General features: G+C 33.4%; 18 protein-coding genes. 1 reads left to right on the top strand and 17 read right to left on the bottom strand.

All coding sequences use genetic code 11. The annotated features are described in order from the left end of the window. Window positions 1-47: 47 nt before the first annotated feature. The 7 genes from V7S50_RS09520 to V7S50_RS09490 form a co-directional block, all read right to left on the bottom strand. Window positions 48-500, bottom strand: a complete 453-nt coding sequence (locus V7S50_RS09520; protein WP_242288892.1) for a hypothetical protein — start codon at window positions 498-500, stop codon at window positions 48-50. A 273-nt stretch (window positions 501-773) separates the two neighbouring features. Beyond that, window positions 774-4,151, bottom strand: coding sequence for an NlpC/P60 family protein (locus tag V7S50_RS09515; protein WP_336376191.1), 3,378 nt, complete (start codon window positions 4,149-4,151; stop codon window positions 774-776). 262 nt (window positions 4,152-4,413) lie between these two features. Then, window positions 4,414-4,569 carry a hypothetical protein gene (locus V7S50_RS09510; protein ID WP_170951680.1) on the bottom strand — a complete coding sequence of 52 codons (156 nt, stop codon included), beginning with the start codon at window positions 4,567-4,569 and terminating at the stop codon, window positions 4,414-4,416. Between the two features lie 200 nt (window positions 4,570-4,769). Further along, on the bottom strand, window positions 4,770-7,526 hold the full coding sequence (locus tag V7S50_RS09505) for a hypothetical protein (protein ID WP_336376192.1): 2,757 nt from the start codon (window positions 7,524-7,526) through the stop codon (window positions 4,770-4,772). Window positions 7,527-7,543: 17 nt separating this feature from the next. Then, entirely contained in the window at window positions 7,544-9,529 is a 1,986-nt protein-coding gene (locus V7S50_RS09500; protein WP_283747726.1) for a VirB4 family type IV secretion system protein, read from the bottom strand. Then, window positions 9,516-10,502, bottom strand: a complete 987-nt coding sequence (locus V7S50_RS09495; protein WP_336376193.1) for a hypothetical protein — start codon at window positions 10,500-10,502, stop codon at window positions 9,516-9,518. Before V7S50_RS09495 ends, V7S50_RS09500 begins: the two co-directional genes overlap by 14 nt. A gap of 2 nt (window positions 10,503-10,504) precedes the next feature. Beyond that, window positions 10,505-10,810 (bottom strand): PrgI family mobile element protein, encoded by a 306-nt coding sequence (locus V7S50_RS09490; protein WP_336376194.1) that lies wholly within the window; start codon window positions 10,808-10,810, stop codon window positions 10,505-10,507. A gap of 181 nt (window positions 10,811-10,991) precedes the next feature. Between V7S50_RS09490 and V7S50_RS09485 the strand changes: the two genes are divergently transcribed. Further along, window positions 10,992-11,309, top strand: coding sequence for a hypothetical protein (locus tag V7S50_RS09485; protein WP_336376195.1), 318 nt, complete (start codon window positions 10,992-10,994; stop codon window positions 11,307-11,309). Window positions 11,310-11,335: 26 nt separating this feature from the next. On the opposite strand, the gene V7S50_RS09480 is transcribed toward V7S50_RS09485, so the two are convergent. The 10 genes from V7S50_RS09480 to V7S50_RS09435 form a co-directional block, all read right to left on the bottom strand. After that, entirely contained in the window at window positions 11,336-12,478 is a 1,143-nt protein-coding gene (locus V7S50_RS09480) for a hypothetical protein (protein ID WP_336376196.1), read from the bottom strand. A gap of 990 nt (window positions 12,479-13,468) precedes the next feature. After that, on the bottom strand, window positions 13,469-13,912 hold the full coding sequence (locus V7S50_RS09475) for a hypothetical protein (protein ID WP_336376197.1): 444 nt from the start codon (window positions 13,910-13,912) through the stop codon (window positions 13,469-13,471). A 156-nt stretch (window positions 13,913-14,068) separates the two neighbouring features. Beyond that, the gene (gene clpX / locus V7S50_RS09470) at window positions 14,069-15,256 is read right to left on the bottom strand and encodes an ATP-dependent Clp protease ATP-binding subunit ClpX (protein ID WP_283747731.1); all 1,188 of its coding nucleotides are present in this window, start codon (window positions 15,254-15,256) and stop codon (window positions 14,069-14,071) included. 148 nt (window positions 15,257-15,404) lie between these two features. Then, window positions 15,405-15,923, bottom strand: coding sequence for a hypothetical protein (locus tag V7S50_RS09465; RefSeq protein ID WP_336376198.1), 519 nt, complete (start codon window positions 15,921-15,923; stop codon window positions 15,405-15,407). Between the two features lie 124 nt (window positions 15,924-16,047). Then, window positions 16,048-16,404, bottom strand: coding sequence for a hypothetical protein (locus tag V7S50_RS09460; protein WP_336376199.1), 357 nt, complete (start codon window positions 16,402-16,404; stop codon window positions 16,048-16,050). 40 nt (window positions 16,405-16,444) lie between these two features. After that, window positions 16,445-16,789, bottom strand: a complete 345-nt coding sequence (locus V7S50_RS09455; RefSeq protein WP_336376200.1) for a hypothetical protein — start codon at window positions 16,787-16,789, stop codon at window positions 16,445-16,447. A 116-nt stretch (window positions 16,790-16,905) separates the two neighbouring features. After that, window positions 16,906-17,307, bottom strand: a complete 402-nt coding sequence (locus V7S50_RS09450) for a HepT-like ribonuclease domain-containing protein (protein WP_098434109.1) — start codon at window positions 17,305-17,307, stop codon at window positions 16,906-16,908. Further along, the gene (locus V7S50_RS09445) at window positions 17,279-17,593 is read right to left on the bottom strand and encodes a nucleotidyltransferase family protein (protein WP_098297223.1); all 315 of its coding nucleotides are present in this window, start codon (window positions 17,591-17,593) and stop codon (window positions 17,279-17,281) included. Before V7S50_RS09445 ends, V7S50_RS09450 begins: the two co-directional genes overlap by 29 nt. Before the next feature lie 92 nt (window positions 17,594-17,685). Continuing rightward, on the bottom strand, window positions 17,686-18,447 hold the full coding sequence (locus tag V7S50_RS09440; protein ID WP_242298848.1) for a hypothetical protein: 762 nt from the start codon (window positions 18,445-18,447) through the stop codon (window positions 17,686-17,688). Window positions 18,448-18,551: 104 nt separating this feature from the next. Then, window positions 18,552-18,773, bottom strand: coding sequence for a hypothetical protein (locus V7S50_RS09435; RefSeq protein WP_336376201.1), 222 nt, complete (start codon window positions 18,771-18,773; stop codon window positions 18,552-18,554). Window positions 18,774-18,776 lie beyond the last annotated feature (3 nt).

Raw genomic sequence — 18,776 nt, 5'->3', positions numbered from 1 at the left:
TACATTCCCTGCTTTCACTATTTATTCTTGTTTTATTTGTCCTTTAATTATTTTTCTTCTGTTTTTTTGTTATACAGCATGACATACAATCCACTATCTTCTGGATTTCCTATCCCATGTAAAATAATTGATGTCCAATAACCATCTAAAATCATACGTTTGATAAAAAGTCTATCAAGACCACCATTTTGAGGGAATCCACTATACTCAAACTCTTGCTCATCCAATGCATGTGAGCAATTCTCCTCGAATCCATAGCCTCCAAATATTCCTTGAAAGACATCTTCTGTATCACTATTTTCTTCGAATCCATTTTCAAAGATAACTGTTACTTTGTCCGTAGAACAAATCTTTTGGAACATTTCTCTATATTCACCTTGAAAATCAATCAAACATGTCATTTTTCTGTTAGGATTACTATTTCTTGTAAGGGACGAAACAATCTCCCACGCTTCCTTTGGTAACACATAATTTAAATCATTATTTGTATAAGAAATCATAATACATTCTCCTCCATTTAAATAAATCTTAATATTTTCATTAACAATAGTCAATTAAATATATACATATATTATTACTCAATCTCTCCTCTTTTAATTATTTCAATGTAAAATACCTGTTTTTTAGATTTGTATTATTATATGTGATTAAAATGTAGACATTCTATAGAGAAGTAAAGGTTATCTTCATAACTTTAAGTTGTTTCTTATTTTGAAACAAAACATACTTTTATTACAATAAAAAAAGAGGGAGAATGTCTCCCTCTTACTTTATTATTTCAATGCACGTCCCACGCTTGTAACACTGCCCCAATTGTTAATTTTAGAAACTTTGATTGTATCGTTTGATTGAGGAGCATGAATGTACTCATTATTACCAATATACATACCTACGTGGTGAGCAGGTTGTCCCCAGAATACTAAATCCCCTGGTTGAGCTTGGTCTTTTGCGATATTTGTAGCCCATGCTTGCTGTTCTCTTGCAGTACGAGGAATATTCACTCCTGCTTTTTTATATCCATATTGCATGAATCCTGAACAGTCAAACCCTGGATATTCTACTGGATATCCTCCAATCCAAGCACCTGTTTTCTTAGCAGGTTCCCACTCTCCATTTGACAATTTCTTAGGTGGTGTTGTTCCACCCCATGCATACCAAGAACCAATAAATTCTTTTAAGTATCCATAAATTTCTTGAGCTTTTTGACTACCTTCAATACTCATAGGACCTGAGCCACCAGGAGTAGAAGTACCATCTCCATTTCCTTGCGTACCTGTCGTATCAAATAAAGATGAAGGGTCAATTGGAGCTTTTGTTTTTTCTGTGTACAATTCAAAGTGAACAACTTCTCCCTCTTCTGTTGTACCACCTGCTGTACCTAATTTCTCTCCCTTTTTAATTTCTTTTCCTTTTTTCACATCTACAGAACCTAAGTTTCCGTAAATTACTGTGGTATTTTTGTATCGAACTTCAACAAACTTACCATGAACACCACCCTCATGTTCACTTAAACCTACCACAATTCCATCTGAAACAGATTTCACTTCTGTTCCCTGCGGAGCTAAAATATCAATCCCTTTATGGAATTCTTGTGTCTCTTCTTTTTTCACTAACCCAAATTGTTTTACAATGGTTGCAGGTTCGACATCAATAGGTTTGTCAAATCCATCAGGGAATAACTTACCTACATCTAACTTTTTACCATCTTTTTTACCACCCCATGCAGAACCAAGTGGGTTTTTGAATAATTGAGCATATTTTTCTTTCCATACTTCATCTGTCATTTCATCAAATTCAGATAAGTATTTTTTCTCTTCCATTACAAACATCATATTGATAACATCTTGAGAACGATTTTCTGGAATTAAGTTTTTGTAATGCACAGCATCACTTTCCACTTGTTTAAGTGGGTCGTGTTTTGGTTTGTCAGGGAATAATTCGTTCCAATGTTCTTTTAATTTATCAAAGATACCTTTGATTAAAGAACTGAAGCCAAAGTCTCCACCGCCACCTTTCACTTCTAATCCACTTGCTGAACCAACTTCAAGATTTCCATCAGCCATTACTTTTGTTCCATCTTCTTTCATTACCCAAGGTGCTTTACTTTCAGGAGATGCATAGTAACGTAATACATGTTCAATATATTTTGCGTCACCGTAAGTGCTACCACTCCATTTAAAGTATTTAGAAGGGTTATTATGAACCTCGTCACGGAACTTCATCCATCCAGTGTCTCCCGTATTCTGTCTGATTTCATCAGATGTTTTCCCTGTTTCTTGTGCATACAAGTCAATAATTGCATTTGTACCACCAGGTCCATAGTTGTACGCTTGAATAGACAGTAATACATTGTAGAAATTACCTTTTAATCGTGAAGCAAATTCCATTGTACCTGCTTTAATATTCGCATCCACATCCGTTACATCACCAGGACCACTTATGTTCATCGTTTCTTCTTGCTTTGTTTGGAAGTTAAATGCAGTTACACCTTTGATAACCTCTCCAGGTTTTTCAACCTGCATTAATCCAACCGCCGCACCATTGTATCCTCTACCACCTGGTAAGCTTCCTTCATGGTCACCACCAGATTCTTGGGATGCTTTAGCAACTAATAAATACGGGTCTACACCAAACATTTCTCCATATTTTTTAAATATCTCAATATATTGAAGTGATTTCTTGTAGTTTTCAGAGTCAGCTCCTTCACCTAACTTAAACTCACCCATATCTACCTGACCACCGCCTTGAATAGCTTGTTTTTCTTTATCATCGTGACTTTTCAATAGGGCTTCTAACTCTTTTATATCTTTATTTGTTCTACTTCTGACATCAAAAGCGAATCTTGCATCTTTAGGAACTTGAGATTCAAAGTTTTCAACATAGTCTCTGAAATACCTATTCCCTGTAACACCTGATGTATCAGGGTCTCCATCGTATGTAGGTGCTTGTTCCCACATTGTTCCCTCTGCGTATCTAAACATAGTTACTTCTTCTTCATACCATTCTTTTTCCTCATATGATTCTGTGACTGGAGTTAAGCTTGGAATATTTGTTTCTTTTCCATCAGTCCCTTTGAATAAAGGAAGACCTTTGTCATCCGTTTTAATACGAGTTTTCTTTACCATCTTCCATTTCTTCACTTTTTGTTTAAATGGTATTTTTTCTTCGTATTTTTCACCAGTGTCTTTCCATTCGTTCGTAATTTTGTTTGTAATATTACCCGCAGGTGAAGCTACTTTATCAATCATCCAAGTTTTCTTTGGATAACCTTCTACTTCTTTCTTATGCTCTGCTTGTTGGCCTTCAGGAAGATTCTGCTTTTGAACAACTTGTTGTTTTTCTTCATCCCAAGTATCTTGATAAAGAACTTTTCCTCTTCCTTCTTTTTGTTCTTCATACTCTTGGTAGTGAAGAATTGGAGCAAATCCATAATCCCATACAGCACGTTCCTTTTTGTCTTTTATTAAATTACCATCTTTATCATAACTATTGCTTTCAGCAACTAAACGACCTTTATCATCTGTTAATGGTTTTGATTCCATTGTCTCAGGGTCATGATAAACTGGTTTTAAAAATTGCTCTGGATATCTGAACTTATCATCAAATAGAAACTCATCCAGTGTCCACAACGTATTAGGACTTAAGTAGAACATCTTTTCTCGCTCAAACTTATCCTTAATATTCTTTTGTTTAATAATAGGGTCATCTGCTGTATATAGCTTTTTCTCATCACCAACAGTAATGTAATACGAGCGGTCTGAAAAATACGTGTAAAAGGCTTTAATGACCTTATTACCAGGCGATAGATTCATAGCCTCCCAGATACCAGCTATTGTTTTCACAAGTGGATTATCATGTTCTTTATCATCCATTTGATACCCCTGTTCTTTCCCCCTACTTTCGAAAACTGTATCAAAAATAATTGTAAATAAAGAAAAGATTAAAATCGCAATTAATATATATGGAAGGGCCGCAATTACAAGTGATTTAATCGCAGAAAAAACTGCCTTCATAATCATTTTTGCACCTTTTTTTAATGCCTTCATTGCCATTTTACCTGTCTTCTTTGCACCTTTTTGAACAGCTTTATTCATTTGCTCTTCAGCTATTTTCGAGGTGGCATCTGTACCATTTTTATTCTCTTCATTCATCGAATTCTCCCCCTTTCAAAGCTTTATCTTTATTCTATTCTTTTACTATTATTGTTATCTATATATAACGAGTTCTACCGAGTTTTAACTATAGTAAAAAAGAAAATAAATAAAAAAGGATAGACATTAGCAAATACAAATAGCCATTGTCTATCCCTTCCTTATTCTTTTTTAAAACACAAAAGGGCTCCATTACCACATCGGTAACAGAACCCTTCTATGTTAAAATCTATGTTTATTTGAACCGCATGAAAAGGGAATCTTAATCTTTTAATCTTCCCATTTCTCGCAAGTATTGTTCTCTATTTCGTTTTAATTTCGGTCTCTCTTTCAAATGGTATATACCTGCATCAATAATTTTGTACAGAGAGTACGCAACTAAAAATATTAAATAACCATCAAGTAATTCTTGTAACATACTATCATCTCCTTTTTTTGTAGAGTTATCACAAACCCTTCCTGTTTTTAATATTCATTTATATAATTATATTATAAATCTTTAATACTTATTCGTCAATTATTTTTTTCTAAAATAAACTAATTATTTAATAAAATGAACATAAAAAAGAGACTCATCGTTTTTCATACGACAAATCTCTCTTCCTAAATTCGTTGTTTCTATTTTTTAACCTTTCTGTAATTTGGTAATTGATGAAGCATTTCATTATTGGAGAAGTTCGCATTCATATCTTTTTGAATAATATAATTCTTTCCAGATTTTGATACGTTTTTATATCCAAATGCTTCTTTATCTACCCACATACCAACAGTTCCTTTTTCCTTATTAACTGACGCATGGAGAATACCTTTTGATTTATAATAATCCATTGCATGCTTATCATTGTTTTTGAATGATTCCATCACAGTTGCAAGATTTTGTTCTTCTTGCGTTCCTTTCAGATTTGAATTATTAAATTGTTGAGTCGCTTCATCAAAGTCGTATTCTACATACATTTTGTTGTCACCCACATCAACCATTTGTTTAATACCAGTATCTTCTTCTAACCCTTTTGCATCATGGTAGCGAGTGATATTCCCATTATTTGCAAGTTCTTCTTTCATATATCCTTCTGCCTGTTTTTTATAAGAGTCTAAGCTGTCAGGCGAACTACCTGTAGCCATATCTTTCATTACGCCAAATGCAGATTTAACACTTCCATCTCCATTATTCTTACGGGAAGTAAAGCTATCATTTGCTTTATTAAATGTTTGCATCCCTTTTTGTTTTGCAAGGTCAGTAGCTAATCCCATACCTGCTCTATCACCAACAGCACTTGAACCTGCCATGACACCACCAATTGTTCCTACCTTTGCGGTTGCCATTGCGACTCTCCCCATTCCTTTCGCACCTTCTTTAAGGATTGATTTTTTCTTTAAGCTTGGTGCAGGGCTATTGCTACCTGCTTTTCCTTTCATTTCTCTCATCTGACTGTTCATTGCATGAGTTTGTTTACTATCTACATCTGCCATAGAACTCGCTCCCATATTGGCACCTCCAGGACCTCCTCCTCCATTGAAGTTTTGAGCTCCTTTTTTGTTCATTTGTGAACCACCACTTACAGATTCCATTGTTTTCTTACGGTTACGTTGCTCCATAAATCCTGCGGTAGCTCCTCCTACCATACCCATACCCATACTTAATGCTTGACCACCAATTTGACCTGAAATACCACCGCCAGAAAGTCCCATTAGGTTTTGACGGAACCATTGTGTCATTGGTACAAACGCAATAAGTAAGATAATACTTTCTATTAATCTTGTTTGTCCTAATGTTGTTACATTCGCAAAGAACGCTATCATTAAGGCATGGAATGTTTGCATATATATGTTTGATGTTAATTCTTTCATATAGTTACCAAACAATTGTTTGTATTTACCACCAAATGCAATGGATACAACAAATAATGGTGCTGTTGCATATAATAACGCAACTGTAATTGCTCTCATGATATACACAAAGTTAAAGTAAATCATGATGATAAAGAATGCAATGTTGATTAAAATCGCACCTACTAAACCTGAACTCATTGTATTTGCTGTTCCAAATGATTGAGAATAATTCGACGCACTTCCAAATATAGCGACTAACTTAAAGTTAATAACTGCTAATATGTGGAATAAAGGTCCAATCAACGCTAACATAAATCCTGTCATTAACAGGTTTTGAATGCCATCAATTAAATTTACTCGCATCATTGGATTTACTGCGGATAAGTTTCGAGAAACTAATAACTTAACAATTGCTCCAATGATAAGTGCCCAAGCAAGACATTGACACACCCAGAATAGTGATTGAGCTGAATCAAACCAGTTTAAAGGCATAAGACCTTGGTAAGTAGTTGTTGCTCTTGCTCCATCATTTAGCATTAATTCTTGGAAACTATATAGTCCAAGTAATTGACGAACAACACCTAATACACTACTGATAAACTCACTGAAATATTGTTCGATTTTACCTGGTTTTACTAACTCATCAATTTGAGAAAATGAAATTCCATCTTTTAGATAGTTTGTATTCCCTTGTAATACGATTCTTTTCCAGTCTAAGTTTTTAACTTCTTTATCTTCTACTTTATCCCTGTAATCTTCAGGAATTGTGTTTGCTAATTCCTGTCCAGGATAGTATCCTTTTGGAACCATAGCAACGAAATAAGATGGTTCTCCACCAGAAACTTTAATTTTTATGTAGTGACCTTTCTCAATTCCCTTTAAAGGATGTTCAATGTCATTACCAGGAGAAAACGTAAATGATTTTCCATTAAAGCTAACTTCTGTAGAACTACCATCCATTGCACTATCAGATGCATTTGCTACGTCTACTGCCAGTTCCATAAATTCTGTTCTTGTACTTGTTTTTTCCTTGTCAGAACTTTTATAGTCTGACGCAGATAAAATATATGCAATCGCATCATTAAAGCTATTAACCAAGTTATCAGCAACCCAATATGCACGTTCCCTATCTAATCCCGTTGCATCATGGTTACTTTGTGTTTTTCCTTGGTGATACCCTGGGAATGTATAAAGAAGAGCCCAATCTTTACCAGTTAGATGTGATTTAGGAACAAATTCTTCATATTCTTTCTTTAGTTTATCCGCTTCACCAGAAACAGGTGGTAATGTAAAATTACTTGTTTTTGCGTGTTCTGCAAAAATACCAATTTCTGATTCTTTGTGATTTGATAACTTCCAATCATTATCCTCTTGTGTCACAACCGCATTGTAACGATATGAACCAAAATCAATAGCAATCCCCATAAAATACGCATCGTGAGCGTATGCTTTAATAGGTGACATTAACAAGGTGGTTGCCGTTACAGCAGTTAAAGCAAATTTAGAGAGGGTTTTAAAAAACCCTCCTTTTTTTCGGTCACTCATAAGTATCCCTCCTTACATTAAGCGATTTTTTTCTTTATTTGAATGTGGTTATGATTCTCTTCTACTTCATCCAAAGGTTTCGCTTGATGTGCTTTTTTAATTAAGTCCACTTCAAATTCAAATGGCATTACATAAGCAACAGAGCTTTCTCCATTCATACGAATCAGTAACTCGCCTCGTTGAGCTTGTAGTAAGAAGTTTCTTTCTCCATCAGATAATTTGAATGTGTCTTGTAATAAATCAATATCCGTACTATCTTGACGTAGGAATATATTGACTACAGCATTCGTTAATACCGCTTTACCTTGCTCATTATTCGCAAATTCGATAAAGTTTTGAGATGCTACTAACAATCCACCGTTACGTTTACGGATACGTCTTGAACAGTTTTCTAAGAATTGAGATGTATATTCAAATCCTGCCATATTTTTATTTACTAACATCCATGCTTCATCACAGACAATACGTTTTTTGATATGTGGATTTTTCTTGGCAAATTTCTCCCAAGTCCAACTCATTGAAACGAACATGCCAATTGGTCGAAGTACACTTTCTTCTAATCTACTAATATCGAAAGTAACAATTGGTGCATCTTTAAAGTTTGCTAATTCTTCAGATGTATAACAGTCGAACATGTCATACACGCCACCCTCTTTAAAGATTTTTAGTGCATTTGCTAAACTTTCTAATTCTTTATTCTGTTCTTTTCTTGCATAAGACTCGAATTCATCATGGAAATCTGTAAATCTTGGCATTTGACGTTTACGACCTGTTTCTGAGAACTCACCAGTTAACTCATCAAAGTATGGTTCATTGTCATATAACGAATCAGGGTCTGCTGTAAAGCCTTTATCCTTATATACTTTTGCAAGAATGTGACCTACAATAGAACGTTGTTCAGGTGTTAATCCCCCTGCCATAACCGCTACAAGGTTTAACAAGTCGGCAACTTTCGATTTTAAATCAATCTCCTCTTTACCAGTGTCCACATTATATTCTGTCTCTACATCAAACGGATTAAGGAAGTGTTTAGAGTCAGGTGCTACATAAATATGTGCTCCTCCTAATGCTCTTGTAAGTGGTTTGTACTCTCCCTCAGGGTCAATAATTACTGTACGTACACCACGTAATGCACTTCTCATTGTTAATAAGGACACGAAGAATGTTTTACCAGAACCCGCTTGACCAAATACCGTAATATTCGAGTTATTTAATTTATTTCTATCATAAAAATCAATTAATACAGGTGTAGACGTTGATAAATTCACTCCACAGAAAATACCTGTTTCATGAGAGATTTCAGAATTATAGAATGGGAAACATGCTGTTAGGGCTCCAGAGTTGAAGTTTCTGAATGAATCTAATATATATGTTTTCCCAAATGGAAGAGCTGATTTATAGCCATCATCTTGTCTTAAATAGGTAGGCATCATATAAACCTTTCTACCCTTTAATTTGTTGTCTAACTTTTGGGATTCCTTATTCAATTCCTCTTTAGAATCCGCATATAAATTCGATGTGATTTGGATGTAAAAAAGGTTTTCATAGTTTTGCTCTAATTTTTCACGTTGGTTATATAATTGAACAATCGTATTTCTTAATCGTGTAATATCACGAATATTCCCCTTTTCTGTTTCGATTTGTAATTGCGATTCGAATTGCGTAAGTTTATGCGTTAATTCATCAAGAGCTGTTCTATCATCAGCAGGTTCGATATATAACGCTGTATCTAAATCACCTTCATAGCTATATAACAAATCAAGCCAACCCACAGATACATTTGTAGGAAATCCTTGCATAACCATATTACGCACGTATTTATTTCCTACTTTTAAACAATCATCAAAACTTCTATCAAAAGAAGGAGGAGCAACAAAATCCTTCATACTCCTTGTCCCTCTTTCTAATGTATCTGTTTGTTCTTCTTTATGATTGGCATTTAAATCAATAATTGCATCTCCGTTTATTTTATTTTTTGATTTTTTCTTCTTAAAGAATGACATCTTTATCAGCCTCCATCTCAGGAATATTTGGAATTTCTACAGATGGTGTTTTGTAGTACCCTGCAACAGCTTCTCGAATTTTATTGATTTCTTGAATCGCTTGATTTGCTGAAGATTTTACATCTGCATCTACTCCGTTACTCTCTAATAATTCTTTTTCTAAGCGAATTTGAGATTCATATAAAATCCAATCCAATTTCCCTTCTGGTAATACCTCTTGTAATGGATTCTTCTTACCTTCCACCATAAGGTTTAAGTATTCACCACTTACAACACCTTCAGCATGTGAATGGTTTTGTCTGTGATATACACCAAATATTACTTCTGCAACTTCATTCGTTTCTAAAATGTTTCCCTTTACACCAATACCTGCTAATCCATCAATTAACATTTGGCAACGTGTATAAAGTTCTTTTGCAGAATAATCGTATTTTTCCTCATCCGTAGCTGTCGTTAACTCATTCGCTTCCATATAAGGTACGATGATATATTTTTTCTTTTGTTTGTTATTACCAATAATTGTTGGTAAATTTGCCATTTCTGAATAATAAGCGTCTCCATAACTTTCTAAATTTGGATAGTCTTTTATTGTAGTCAGAATGTCATCTTCTAATAACTTCAATGTTTTTGCATTATCAACTGTTCTTGTATGAACAAAGAATGTGATTGGATGCGATAATGAATTTAAGAAACGTTGGAAAGATAAATCAATAATTTCTTTTTCTTTTTCTGTTTTTAAATCATAGTTAATAGAGTTGCATTCAATAATCGCTCTATAGTGATGTTGACCTAAATCAATCATTGAATCGGCAACATCTTTATACGGCAGGAATTCTTGTGCATTTTGAATGTCCTCCCTTGCAGATGTATCCGCTTGTTTTGGGTCTGTTTTCTTCAATTGATACATAACAGCCCATCCCATACCACCAAATAGAGCAAGTAATAAAAAGGTTCCTATAATTACTCCTGTCATTCTTACACTTCCCTTCTACGGTTTATTAGTTTTGTTGTTTTTCTTTTTAAAGCACGTTTTCGACTGATATACTCCCATAATGTCATGTCCAATTTTTTCTTAAAGGCAAATGGTGTTCCTGATAGTAAACCAATAAGCCCTAAGAAACAGGCTATAATTCCGTTTCCAATTGTGACAAAGCTCAAAATGAAGAATAGTGCTCCAAGACCGAAGCCACCTAATAACCAGAAAAATTGATTCAAATTTAATACGCCCCCGATAACTTTTTCCTTCTCTTTCATATCAGGAGGAACTGGATAAATCTTCATGGGAACTCACCCCTTCCATTGACTATAGTTAATGTTATATGATATATAATAGATAGTCTACGGATTACTATTCCTATATGGTTCGACTATATGGGAGAAGCTGTTCTACTAAATACATAAACGAAACACAATATAAACGAATGAGAAACGAGAGGGTTTTATGAATAAAAAGATAGTAATTATGGAGTATAGTGATGGGCAACTCGCCGTATTGTTTGAGGATAAAACGAGAAGGTTTATTAGTAGAGGCGAATTAGGTCTAATTCAATTAACTCAACAACATCGTAAGAATCCTAAAATAGAATATATGGAGTTAACTGAGCTTGAGGTTGTTATTAGATTAAGCTTTATTAGAAGATTTATAGAAAATAATGCATTAGATGGTTCTGTGGATGAAGTTCAACTAAAACATCACATTGATAAATTGAATTTTTACCATCAGTATGGAATCATTTCTGATGAAGATTTTGAGGATTATATGAATCGAATAAAGGCATAAAAAATAAAGTACCTAAAATAGGTACTTTATTTCATGAGAGGCAATAGTTTTTCGTTTAAAATGCGTTCAATGTTTTTAGGATTTTTATTGAACTCTTTATAACTTATCCTGATTAGTAAAAGCTCATTTGATATACAATATTCATCCTTTATTCTATCTTTTATTTGTCTTTTTCTAAACGATTCCTCTCCCCCAAAATGTTCAACAGGCTTCATATGTTGTATTCCATCAAATTCAATGAGGGTTACAATTTTATTTTCTTTAGAAACCGCAAAATCAAATCTAAGTTTCCCTTTATAAATACAATCATCAAAAGTGTATTCCTTTTCATATTCAATGTTCTTACTTTCAAGATAGTTCATTATAAGCTGTTCACCTTTACTGGAGTTGCATTTTATACAAACCGAGCCTACCAATAAACTATCAGGATTCAAATCAAATATATGATTGCACTTCTTATGCCTAACTGTTATTTTCACTCTACTCCCCTGATACTCACTTAATAAGGTGTATCCATCACCATAGATATCCGCTATTTCTCTTTTGAATTCTTGATGTGTTTTTAATTTATTTAACCTTCTTCTTTGTTTTGTACATTCAGGGCATGTTGCTTTTCTTTGAAGAAATCCATCTGCTCTTGGACTCCATTCGTACTCACACTGATTGTGTCTGATTTTAATCTTATTTGAATTACTTTTATACTGTCCTATCACACTGTATTCAGAGCCATAAATACTATCTATTTCTCCTACATAGTCTTCATGACTTTTTCTAATATTACCTGCACAAAAAGAACATCTCGCCCCTAATGAAATGAAATCATTTGGTCGAATACCATATTCCCTTCCACACATATTATGCTTTACCGTTAGAGGGGTTTTACTATTTTTATACTCTCCTAAAACCTCATACTCATCACCTACTAAATTTTTCACCTCTTCTTTAAATGATTTTGTTGTCCTTTTTATTTTTCCATAACAATTTGGACATCGTTTGCTTTTTAAAAATACCCGTGGCTGTACATCCCATTCATAGTCACAAGCATCATGTCTTATACGAATTGATTCACTTGACGTCTTATAAACACCTAATACAGTGTATTCGTTCCCCCTTTTCTCTTTCACCTCTTTTAAAAAATCTTCATGTGTTTTTTGATAACCTCTTGGCATTTTTATCCCCCCTTTCTTATCATGTATCAATAGATACAACTGTTTTATATATGCTATGTATTCTATGTTTTTTATCCAAAAGAAAAAACGCACCTGGAAAATATCCAAGTACGTTTTTTGGCTTGTTCTTTGCTTATTTGAATGCACTGTAGAAAACACTGTACCCTGTCTTTCGACATATTTCATAAGGGGTTAGACTATATCATATACCTCAGTTTTTTACTGTTAGGCATGTTGGCACTTCGGAGGAAGGATTTTCACCTTCTTTCTCCTACTCTACTCACTCTGTTTTTTAACAGGTTTTCGATAGTCGTTACACTTGCTACTATGTTATATAGTAGATTAGCACGGTATTATCAAGCTATCTACATCTCTGTAGACCTTAGAGTCTCTTACGAAGCGTATTCGCCTATGGTCATTTCTCTTTTTGAGAGAAAGGCTTGTAATTGTCATACAAGCAGTCTTATTTAACTTCTACCGTTAGCATGATTGCATCATCACACACCCTGCATTTACAGGTTCACCAACTTTTTCCTTACACCATTTCTGGCATAGGGGACTTTTCCTTTCGGATAATCCTACGATGATTGTTACGGCACCTACTTTCCTTTTTTGTCTTTCGACACATATCTTAAGGAAAAGACTATATCATACTCCACAGCTTCATCTGTTTGGAGTGTTGGCACTTCGAAGGGGGAGTTTCACCACAACCTCCTACTCTACTAACTCTATACTGTTATAGGTTTTCGATAGTCGTTACACTTTCAATCATAAATATATATAGATAATACATTTATAATCACTTAGCACGGTATTAACAGCTATCTACATCTCTGTAGACCTTAGTATCTCTTACGAAGCTCATTCGCCTATGGTCATTTCTCTTTTTTTGAGAGAAAGGCTTGTAATTGTCGTACAAGCAGTCTTATTTCACTTCTACCGTTAGCATAATAATAGATATCTATTATTACACACCCTGCATTTACAGGTTCACCAACTGTTTCCTTTCGTCATCTCTGACGCAGGGGACCATTTAGTTAATCCAGCGGCCGCAACACCACTCCAAATTAAGCCTGTTAACGCTTGAGAACGAGCTTGTGGGTTACCCGCAGATGCACCAAGTTTCATGAATTGGAAAATGAAGAACATAATCATTGAAACCGCACCGATACCAGAGATACCAACGATGAAGTTACGGTATTTGTTGATAAAATTAGTCCAAGCAGAACCACTGTTAGAAGTATTGCTCATACCTCCACCCTTAAGTTCTAATTTACCGTCACTACCAACTTTAACTTCAACATCACCGATTTGTCCCTCAGCATGTGCTTGCATCACAGGTAGTCCAAAGCCCATCATCATCACAAGAGTTAAGAAGAAAGCCATAATTCCGTTTTTCACGGAAAGGTGTTTTCTTTCGATAGCTTCTGTCATGGCGATGCACCTCCTACTATTCTGTTTTTAGTCAAAATATTTTTGACTTTTTTTATTTTGTATAGTCAACATCTTTAATGTTGATTATGTTATATAGTAGTATTTATCTCTCGATTTAATAACTAAAAATGAAGAAAATATGTCGTATCCCCTGTTCTACCCCCTAATAAAGGTTTTAGTAGCTACAAACCCCGTCATATCCTCATTTATAAGCATGTCATATAACAAATCATTCATCTTTTTCGCCACAATTCCCTTCATCCCTCGTGCTCCTAAACCTTTATGTAAAGCTTCTGTAGCAATATATTCAATCGCTTCATCTGTAAAACGCAAATCTTTTTGTTCTTCTTTGAATAGCTTTATATATTCAGGAATAATAGCCCCATTAGGCTTCACTAAAATATCCATTAAGTTTTCTTTCGTTAATGGGTTTAGTGTAAGTATTAGAGGAATACGACCAATGAATTCAGGAATCATTCCAAACTGTATTAAGTCCTCAATCCTTATAGGACTCATTTCAGAATCATCTTTACTTATCTCTACTGTATCTACATTCATAAATCCAATCGTTTTTTTATGCTTATTCATTCGTTTATCTACAATCTCTTGCAATCCATCAAAAGCTCCTCCAAATATAAATAGAATATTAGAAGTGTTAATGGTTACAGTTGTTCGTTTAATAGATTGTCTATTTTGTTCGATTGTAAAGTTTGTACCCTCAATCATTTTTAATAATGCTTGTTGAACACCCTCACCTTGCGGGTCTTTTTTACTTGTATTTGATGTACGTTTTGCTATTTTATCGACTTCATCAATAAATACAATGCCCTGTTCAGCAGAGGCAACATCTCCATTTGCTTCTTGTATTAAAGATGATAGAATACTATCTACATCTTTTCCGCTATATCCTGTTTCTGTAATTGTAGTAGCATCTACGATTGTCATGGGAATATTAATGATTTTTGAAATCGTTTCTACTAAATGCGTTTTTCCACAACCACTCTCACCAATTAGTAATATGTTGTTCTTAGGAATGCTTGTTTTTACTTTGCTATAAATTCGTTTGTAATGATTATAAATTTCGACTGTCAAAACCTTCTTTGCATCGTCTTGTCCAATCACATCTTTATCTAATCTATTTTTTATTTCATGTGGTTTTAAAGGACGTGAATACAACGGTGATGCTTGTTTTTTATTTGTACTCTCCTTGTTATGCTTATCTATTTTCCCATGAAAGTGTTCAAATGCAATTGGTGAACAAGTCTTGCAAATCCCAACTCCTTCCTGCATGGCAGGTAAGAAGTCTTTTTTTTCAAAACCACAAAATGAACATTTTTTCCCCATAGACGCATCCCTCCTTATAAAATGAATTACTTCATTATATGAATATTTTTTCACTATAGTAAACAAAATAAGTGTTCTATCTCTTTCAATACAACAATTCACAAAAAAATAAAAACAGCACATCAAAATGTACTGTTTCAAAATTTCATCATATAATATTTGCGAACCTACTTAATGCATTAATTCTTAAGTGCAGTTCTTGTTCTTTTGGTGTAATAGAATTTAGATTGCCTCTCAATTCCTTTGCGAAAGATAATACTTCCATTTTGTTCATCCTATATATTTGACCTATATCATCCAATAAATAGGTGAAATCCTCTTCTAATACGTTCAGTTCTTTGATTTCAATTAAGATTCGAACAAACATTGTATGTACAACCAGTTCTCTTTCCTGAAGCACAACATCTGTAGAACAAAAATGTTCTTGTAGTACCTGATGTTCAGGATGATGAATCAGCAAATACTCAAGGAAGAATGTCTCAGCTTCTCTACATAAGGAATATGTATATTCGTCCGAAATATCCTTATCTAATGTCTTTACTTCTGCTTCCCACATATGAATATCTTTTGAAGAACTCATTCCCAATAATAATTTCCAAATTAATTCTTTCATTCGCTTGTTTTCTTCTCTGAAAAATAAAGAGTTTTCTTTATGTAATGTATTCATGATGAATCACTCCCCCTTCTGTATACCTCATTATAGTAAGGGTTATTAGATTTTATCATTTGGTTCTGTCATACTATCAGCCCAAGTCTATTCATAATAAAAAGCCATACCACGTTGATATGACCTATACTAATGAATATAAGAAATCTGTTTCTTCTGCACTGCACTCTTCTATTCGTACTGATTGAAACGTCAACATGTTTTCTCTTACCAAAAATATTAGAAATACATTTCCATACTTTGAAAAAGATGAAAATATAATCGTGTTTAATTCTTCAGCTATATCATGTTGAATGTCCACTCTTCCAAATTCGTGTTTCACTCGTTGTAAATCCATATGGACATTACGAGATTTCATAAATAAAGTTTCTTTAAATGAATTCCATCGTTTTGTCTTGTGAACCAACTCATTTATATGGATAGATTCCCCTTGTAGAGTAACTTGCATACTTTTCACCTGATTCTCAATTAGAATTGTCATCATCATTCTCTCCTTTTTAAAAGTTATCTTCATAACTTGACTAAACTAATGCATACACCTGTTTATAAAAATCTGTTTTGATTTCATTAAACGTTAATTCATTACTATTAATCTGATACCAAACTTCAACATGACCATACTTGCTGTAATAGAAAAGTCCTAATTCATCTGCGTTTCTATCAGAATCTGTTATAATTTCAAAGTCCATTGTTTCCTTATGAAGTCGTTGAAATGTTTTAAACAAACGTTTGATTAATACTTGTGTGTGCTCATAAAAGACACACCAATCATAATCTTCACAAACAATATCCATCATAGAAAAAGACTTTTTACATACTTCTTTTTTTAGTTGCTGTACATTTTTCTCAATTAATTGATTACTCATGCCACCTATCTCCTTTTAAATTGAAACCTAAGTTCACCTGTTTATATATTCCATGTATTATAGTTGTTTTTAAGCTGTTTCATAAAAGAGCAAATAAAAAACGCAAGGATTTCTCCTTACGCTTCTACTTTATGATATGTTCTTTGCTTTGATTTTTTATATGCTTTTGGATTCGATGTTTTAGGGTTTTTTAGCAATCTATCCATTTGCTTCTTTAATGGAGGCACTTCGTTTTTTAAAACGTCCCACACTAAATCTAAATCAATCGCATGATACACATGAATAAGTACATTTCTAAACTTAACCCACGCCCACCAAGAAATATCTTTATGTTTTTGTTGATATTCTTTTGGAATACGATTCATTGCTTCACCAATAATCTCTAAACTTCTGATAACTGCTTTCATTGTCTTCTTATCATTTTTAAATTCCTCAAATGACATACCTTCTACAAATTCCTCTGCATCCTTTGCTTCTGTTAAAATACCTTCAAATATTATCCTGTAATCCTTTAACATATTTAACATCCTTTCTCATATAAGGCAAAATCTCTGGCTTCACGTTCTCTTCCGATACCAAATCTACCTCTTTTAAAAATAGTTCCTCTGCAAATTGTTCTAATCCCATAAAACGCTTAAAAGTCTTTTTACCTTCTTTAAATCGTACAACCATATCTATATCACTATCTTCTCGTGCTTCATTTCTCGCATGAGAACCAAATATTCCAATTGACTCTACCTCAAATTCTTTTAATGTTGAAATATTTTCTTCTAACTTGTTTAGTATCATTTCACTTGTTAACATTTGTTTTTCCACCTAACTATTTTCATTTGTTAACTATAGTTATATCTCAACCAGGTATAAAAAAAAAGAGGCAATAAATCACCTCTTCAAATTTAAGCAACTACAAGAGCAGTAGTAGTTGTATTGCTGTGCATTGCTTCATTAAAAATAACATTTTCTAAGAAAACACCATCTGTATGTTTTTTGCCCCCATCAAAACAGAAAACATATACGCCATTTTCAAATACTCTAAACATTACATCTAATGATGTTGCATCGCCTTTTAATAACTTGTAATTCATTTTATTTAATTCTTTCATTTCTTCACTTAATTCAATCTCTACTACTTCAATTTCATTAAAATCATCGGCCGTATGATTTTGAATTTCCGTAACTTGATTTTGTTTTAAATGAATAGATGTATTAAATTTCGCATCAAAGTTAAATACTGTCAGTGTTCCATTTTCAAAGTTTTTGAATGCAACATCTGAATCATTTGTTTTTACTAATGCATAACCTTCACTTTTTAAAAATGCTTTTCTTTTTAAATTAACAAATTGTGCCTTTACATCATATTTTTCAAATGCATAATAACCAACTGCAACAATTGTAACAAAAACAATATTTACCAACCCAAAAGTCTTAACCATATATAAACCAAATACGCCTAATGCAAGTTTAAAAGCATTCTTTTTTGTAACGAATCTTTTTAATCGACTTGTAATACCAAACTTTTTAATCGCTTTATACATACCATAACCAATTATTCCACCAACTAAAGCACCTTCAATACCTACCCAAGATAATAATCCTAATAAAATTAACGCACCTAAAATTTGTTTTACTTTACGAACCTTTTTGAACATACCTAACATAATAAATAACGCTCCCTTTTAAATTAAATTTTGTCAAACACCTGTTTTATAAAATATCCATATATTCTATGTAATTTATATAGAATTTAGTCATTACTTCGACATTAAAATTCCGTATCATTTGCCATTGTTCTTGCTTCATTTCGATTTCCTGTTCCGTGAATTACATGCCAATCACAAGACATCTTTCTCACACCAGTTTCAATTTCCTCTCGTAGTGAATGTTCTCTCACATTAGAAACACAAAATAAAAATGGGATTTTCTCGCCAATAACAATACCTTCATATACTCGATATACTAATTTATTCTCAGCCTCTTTATTCATCCT

Origin of the sequence: Bacillus sp. CCNWLW194 (assembly GCF_037120585.1) — a bacterium.
Classification (GTDB): domain Bacteria; phylum Bacillota; class Bacilli; order Bacillales; family Bacillaceae_G; genus Bacillus_A; species Bacillus_A basilensis.
The sequence above is the reverse complement of the archived record's forward strand: the minus strand, read 5'-3'. Positions and strand labels throughout refer to the sequence as shown.

Bases quoted from the DNA above. Each gene is read 5' to 3' on its own strand.
- V7S50_RS09520 (WP_242288892.1), bottom strand. From the start codon at position 500: ATGATTTCTTATACAAATAATGATTTAAATTATGTGTTACCAAAGGAA.
- V7S50_RS09515 (WP_336376191.1), bottom strand. From the start codon at position 4,151: ATGAATGAAGAGAATAAAAATGGTACAGATGCCACCTCGAAAATAGCT.
- V7S50_RS09510 (WP_170951680.1), bottom strand. From the start codon at position 4,569: ATGTTACAAGAATTACTTGATGGTTATTTAATATTTTTAGTTGCGTAC.
- V7S50_RS09505 (WP_336376192.1), bottom strand. From the start codon at position 7,526: ATGAGTGACCGAAAAAAAGGAGGGTTTTTTAAAACCCTCTCTAAATTT.
- V7S50_RS09500 (WP_283747726.1), bottom strand. From the start codon at position 9,529: ATGTCATTCTTTAAGAAGAAAAAATCAAAAAATAAAATAAACGGAGAT.
- V7S50_RS09495 (WP_336376193.1), bottom strand. From the start codon at position 10,502: ATGACAGGAGTAATTATAGGAACCTTTTTATTACTTGCTCTATTTGGT.
- V7S50_RS09490 (WP_336376194.1), bottom strand. From the start codon at position 10,810: ATGAAGATTTATCCAGTTCCTCCTGATATGAAAGAGAAGGAAAAAGTT.
- V7S50_RS09485 (WP_336376195.1), top strand. From the start codon at position 10,992: ATGGAGTATAGTGATGGGCAACTCGCCGTATTGTTTGAGGATAAAACG.
- V7S50_RS09480 (WP_336376196.1), bottom strand. From the start codon at position 12,478: ATGCCAAGAGGTTATCAAAAAACACATGAAGATTTTTTAAAAGAGGTG.
- V7S50_RS09475 (WP_336376197.1), bottom strand. From the start codon at position 13,912: ATGACAGAAGCTATCGAAAGAAAACACCTTTCCGTGAAAAACGGAATT.
- clpX (WP_283747731.1), bottom strand. From the start codon at position 15,256: ATGGGGAAAAAATGTTCATTTTGTGGTTTTGAAAAAAAAGACTTCTTA.
- V7S50_RS09465 (WP_336376198.1), bottom strand. From the start codon at position 15,923: ATGAATACATTACATAAAGAAAACTCTTTATTTTTCAGAGAAGAAAAC.
- V7S50_RS09460 (WP_336376199.1), bottom strand. From the start codon at position 16,404: ATGACAATTCTAATTGAGAATCAGGTGAAAAGTATGCAAGTTACTCTA.
- V7S50_RS09455 (WP_336376200.1), bottom strand. From the start codon at position 16,789: ATGAGTAATCAATTAATTGAGAAAAATGTACAGCAACTAAAAAAAGAA.
- V7S50_RS09450 (WP_098434109.1), bottom strand. From the start codon at position 17,307: ATGTTAAAGGATTACAGGATAATATTTGAAGGTATTTTAACAGAAGCA.
- V7S50_RS09445 (WP_098297223.1), bottom strand. From the start codon at position 17,593: ATGTTAACAAGTGAAATGATACTAAACAAGTTAGAAGAAAATATTTCA.
- V7S50_RS09440 (WP_242298848.1), bottom strand. From the start codon at position 18,447: ATGTTAGGTATGTTCAAAAAGGTTCGTAAAGTAAAACAAATTTTAGGT.
- V7S50_RS09435 (WP_336376201.1), bottom strand. From the start codon at position 18,773: ATGAATAAAGAGGCTGAGAATAAATTAGTATATCGAGTATATGAAGGT.